Genomic DNA, 3,992 nt, shown 5'->3' on the forward strand with positions numbered 1-3,992 from the left:
GCGCATGAGTTGGGCGACGGCGTCGTTGGTGAGCTGGCTGGCCCACTGCTGGTCGTCGGTGGGCATGAGCTGCTCGATCAGTTCGATGGTGTGTCCGGCGACCTGGAGGAAGCGGCCGGTGTACAAGACGGTTCCGGGAAGCAGGGCCACCTCCTGGGCCTGGGGCACGGCCGATACCGGGCCCACATCCCTTCCGGTATGTACGACGACGACGGCGATGCCGGGGCTGGTCATGCCCGCGGTGGCTACGACGAGGTCGCGGCTGGTGGCGGTGATACCCCGGGGCACTACTACTCCTGGCTGGGTGCCGGAGGGGCTGGTGATGCCGCGGAAGGTGACCGCCCCGGTGGGCGGCAGCTCGCGCAGTCCCGCGACGGCGCGCTCGAAGCGTTCCTCGGGCGTGGGCTGGTCGGGAACGGGCTGGTCGGGCGTGCTCATTGACTGGTGTCCTCCTGGTCCGGGCCGCTTTCGGATTGTTGGCGCTCCTGCATCCTACGAAAAGTGAACTTGGCGGCAATGCCCTCGGACTGCCGGTAGTACCGACGGTTTGGTGCGGGCTTGATCCATGGCTGGGGCCGGTAGGGCAGGATCGGATCACCGTCCCTCCACCAGGGGCCGAACAAGGCGTGGTCGGTGGCGACCCGTGCCGGGACGGGTTCGGCGGAGGGGACAGTTATCGGGCTGCCTGGGTCGGTTGGGACGGCGGGCAGTGGCGTAAGGGTCACGGGAAGCCACAGCGCCGGGAGTCTGATCTCCATGGCGTTTAGGTCGGTGGGCCAGGGGACGCCGTCGGTGCGGGCCGCCGCCCATGCCCGCCCGTAGTACTCCAGCACGAATGTGGTCTGGTCGGCAGGGTTGGTGGTGCGGAATAGTCCCACGATCCAGGCCTGCTGTTCCGGACCCTCTATCCTGTAGTCCCATCGATCGGCGTCTATTTCTGTTCCGCTGGCCTGGCCGGTGTCGAGGCGGATGCTGGTCGAAAAGCCTCGACGCAACCGAAGGCTGTAGGTGGGAGGAGTCTTTACCGGCGATAGGACCTCATCGGCCCAACGCGGCTTCCTGGGCGGGACCCGACGCAACCGCGTACCGCCACGCTGATCCTCTAATGCGACGTATTCTGTCTGTGCGTGGCGCAGCCGGTTGCGGCGCCAATTCTCGGCGTCACGTTCTTGGGACTCCTGATCGGTCATGCATTCGTAGTCGATTTCGCCATCTTCGGGACGAACGGGGTACCAGCGACGGTCCCAATACTGGTCCTCAAGATCATCGGGGATCTGCCCCAGCCCCAGACGCGTGGCCTCCTCCTGATCAATGCGCAAACGGTCTTGAATGACGCCTGGGCGGAGATCGCGGATGTCGCCGGTGAACGGACGACGCACTCCGTCGTCACCAATCAGGTCAAACACGGTCGTTCCTGGAGCGTGTGAGTGTCGTATTCAGGCATCGCGATCCGCCTGATAGCCATGCTCGCCTGGCAGAGGATCTGGAAGGGGCGCCAGCACCGCGGTGACCGTCTTGGGTCACCTGTTGGTGCGGGGCCGTGGCGGGGGCTCGGTTGGGAACTCAGCTTCCTCCGCGAGATAGCGTCGTTCAGTCTCGGCCGCGCGGTTAGCGGCAGGCGAGTTCACGGTAACATCAATAATCCTTCCCAGGATCCCGACTGTCAGTGATGCCCCGCTCGGCAGGGTCCAGGTGGTGGATTCCTGGGGGCCGTTACGCCCCTGGAAGTGTTTGGTAGTGCCAGTGCCGTAAAAGCCAGTCAACACTTCGATGTACTGGTCGTATGCCTGGCGCACCAGCACAGCCGCCTCCGGCGGCGCACTGGCCTTAGGAATACGCGAAGCCAACCCCATGTGAAAGGAATTCACCTGACCCTTAAGATCGATGAAGTATGCATCTTTCCCGCCCAAGTCATGACCCGTAGTAAACATCATCTCGTCTGTTGGTGACGACTGCCAGCCGAGACGGTCGCGCAGTTCCAGGCCCTCCCGGACACTCATGGGCCACTCGTGCTCCAACCACAGCCGAATCACCGGCACACCCACCTCAGGCGGAACCACCCGAAACACCCCACCACCAGGCAAAGACAACTCAAACCCCGGAACCGCCCCAGCAGGGCCGCCGGTCCCGGCCTGTCCGCCGCTGGTACTGCTCATACCTGCTTCCTCCCTGAATCACTCGGACTGCCCAACCAGCAAGGCTGTGACCTTCTAGACTACTAAGTATTTTAGGCTGCGCTGTCCGCAATGTCTACTGTATCGGCCGTTGAAGACTTTGCGTAACGCTCAATGCTCGTGGCTAGGACCGTCATTCAGTCGAGCGCGTCGATCATCTCCTGTAGCGTGTCGCGAACCTTGTGGCCGTTTGGCCCGTCTCCGACCAGGTCGAAGAGGACGTCCTGCACGTGCGGCTCCCCGTGTGCTGTGCGAGTGGAAATAGTTCGGAAGCATAGACTGGTCTTCCCGCTCTTGATCGCTTCCCACACGTCCTTATGATCATGGAAGTACTGGGCGTAGCGCGGGTCAGTGATAAGGTGATCGCGCGCGTACTCCGGTGTGCCCTGAGGAAAGTCTCCTTCGAACGTGGTGTGCACAGGCGATTTGCTCAGCTTGGCGGTAACGCCCTTGTACTCCAGCTCGTAGAAGGTCTTGCCGTCACCGCTCAACGCGGCGCCATCGGAGTAGCCCCCCGGCGGGGTGTGGCCATTGTTCTCGTTACGCCACGCATCCAGCACCGGAGCGCCATGCGTATCCGAGTAGTGCTGCCCACCGACCTCACCAATCGCCGCGGAAGTCTCAGAGACATTCTGCCTGGCGGCGGTCAAATCGGTTGAGATCTTTTGCAGCTTCTTGATCTCTTCCGGGTCGTAGCCATCATCTAAAAGATCACGTATGGTCTGCTGTCGGTTCTCGACATTGAAGGCGTTTCGTTCCAGGCCGTCGGGCATTGAATCGTCCAATTGCCCCAGCAACTCGTCGCGCTGACTAACGAATCCTTCACGGTCCTCGAACAACTCAGGAACACTCTTCTGATACCTGTCATCAACGTCGCCGTCAGCACCGTCTGCCCCGTCTACATCGGCGTGATCGTCAGCGTTGTGGTCGTCATCGGCCTCGTGCTGACCGTCCTTATCGGCAGCGCCGTCCTTCGCGTGGTCATTGCTGGTGTCGGTGTCGCTGTTGTGGGTGGTGTCGGTGTCGGGTGTGTCCTTGTGGCTGGTGGCCGGGTCGGGTGTGTCGTCGGTTTTGGTGTGTGGGGTTGTGGCCTCGGCTGCTGCGGTGTTCGAGTGGGAGTTGTTGTCTTCCGGGTCCCTGCGAGCAGACACGGATTCGGGTTCCTGGCCCTTGGGGCGCTCGGGGTCCGGCGACTCCGGATCCCGGGGGTGCTCGTCGGGGGCCTGTTTGCCGTGCTCGTCGGGTTGATGCTGCTGTGGGCTGTGGTCGCCAGGCCGGTTGCCACCCGGGTCGGCGTCAGCATCGGACCGGCCGTGAGTGTCTGTGTCGGTGCCTGTGTCGTTGGGGTTGGTGTTCCCGGGGTCGCTGGTGCGTGAGAGTCAGGAGCGGCGTTACGGGCTGCGGTGATCGGCTCTGGCTGCTGTGGAGCCGGGTGCTGGTTCAGCTTGTCAGTGAGTTGATCAACCCGTCGTCCCGGCACTGCAGCATGTGCCGGGCTGTTTCATGCGATTGGTACGGCGAAGCGGGCGCAGTAGGCGGGGTCTACCGGGGGTGTTTGGCCCTGGGCGTTGGTGATGGTGGTGGCGACGGCGCGCATGAGTTGGGCGACGGCGTCGTTGGTGAGCTGGCTGGCCCACTGCTGGTCGTCGGTGGGCATGAGCTGCTCGATCAGTTCGATGGTGTGTCCGGCGACCTGGAGGAAGCGGCCGGTGTACAAGACGGTTCCGGGAAGCAGGGCCACCTCCTGGGCCTGGGGCACGGCCGATACCGGGCCCACATCCCTTCCGGTATGTACGACGACGACGGCGATGCCGGGGC

At 63.4% G+C, this 3,992-nt stretch carries 5 protein-coding genes; all 5 read right to left on the reverse strand.

Annotation, left to right across the window (positions count from 1 at the left end):
- Nucleotides 1-438, reverse strand: a 438-nt coding sequence (locus tag ACGLYG10_RS04170; RefSeq protein ID WP_073328205.1) for a hypothetical protein, incomplete at its 3' end; no start/stop codon positions are given.
- Nucleotides 435-1,406, reverse strand: coding sequence for a hypothetical protein (locus ACGLYG10_RS15795; RefSeq protein WP_139240811.1), 972 nt, complete (start codon nt 1,404-1,406; stop codon nt 435-437). The genes ACGLYG10_RS04170 and ACGLYG10_RS15795, both read right to left, overlap by 4 nt.
- A gap of 114 nt (nt 1,407-1,520) precedes the next feature.
- Nucleotides 1,521-2,156, reverse strand: coding sequence for a DUF6301 family protein (locus ACGLYG10_RS04185; RefSeq protein ID WP_244542571.1), 636 nt, complete (start codon nt 2,154-2,156; stop codon nt 1,521-1,523).
- A gap of 155 nt (nt 2,157-2,311) precedes the next feature.
- On the reverse strand, nt 2,312-3,325 hold the full coding sequence (locus ACGLYG10_RS04190; protein ID WP_073328214.1) for a hypothetical protein: 1,014 nt from the start codon (nt 3,323-3,325) through the stop codon (nt 2,312-2,314).
- A 350-nt stretch (nt 3,326-3,675) separates the two neighbouring features.
- On the reverse strand, nt 3,676-3,992 hold a 317-nt coding region (locus ACGLYG10_RS16155; protein WP_170866452.1), incomplete at its 5' end, for a hypothetical protein.

Origin of the sequence: Actinomyces glycerinitolerans (assembly GCF_900098745.1) — a bacterium.
Lineage (GTDB): Bacteria > Actinomycetota > Actinomycetes > Actinomycetales > Actinomycetaceae > Actinomyces > Actinomyces glycerinitolerans.

Coding starts and splice junctions, on each gene's coding strand:
- ACGLYG10_RS04185 (WP_244542571.1), bottom strand. CDS start 2,156: ATGAGCAGTACCAGCGGCGGACAGGCCGGGACCGGCGGCCCTGCTGGG.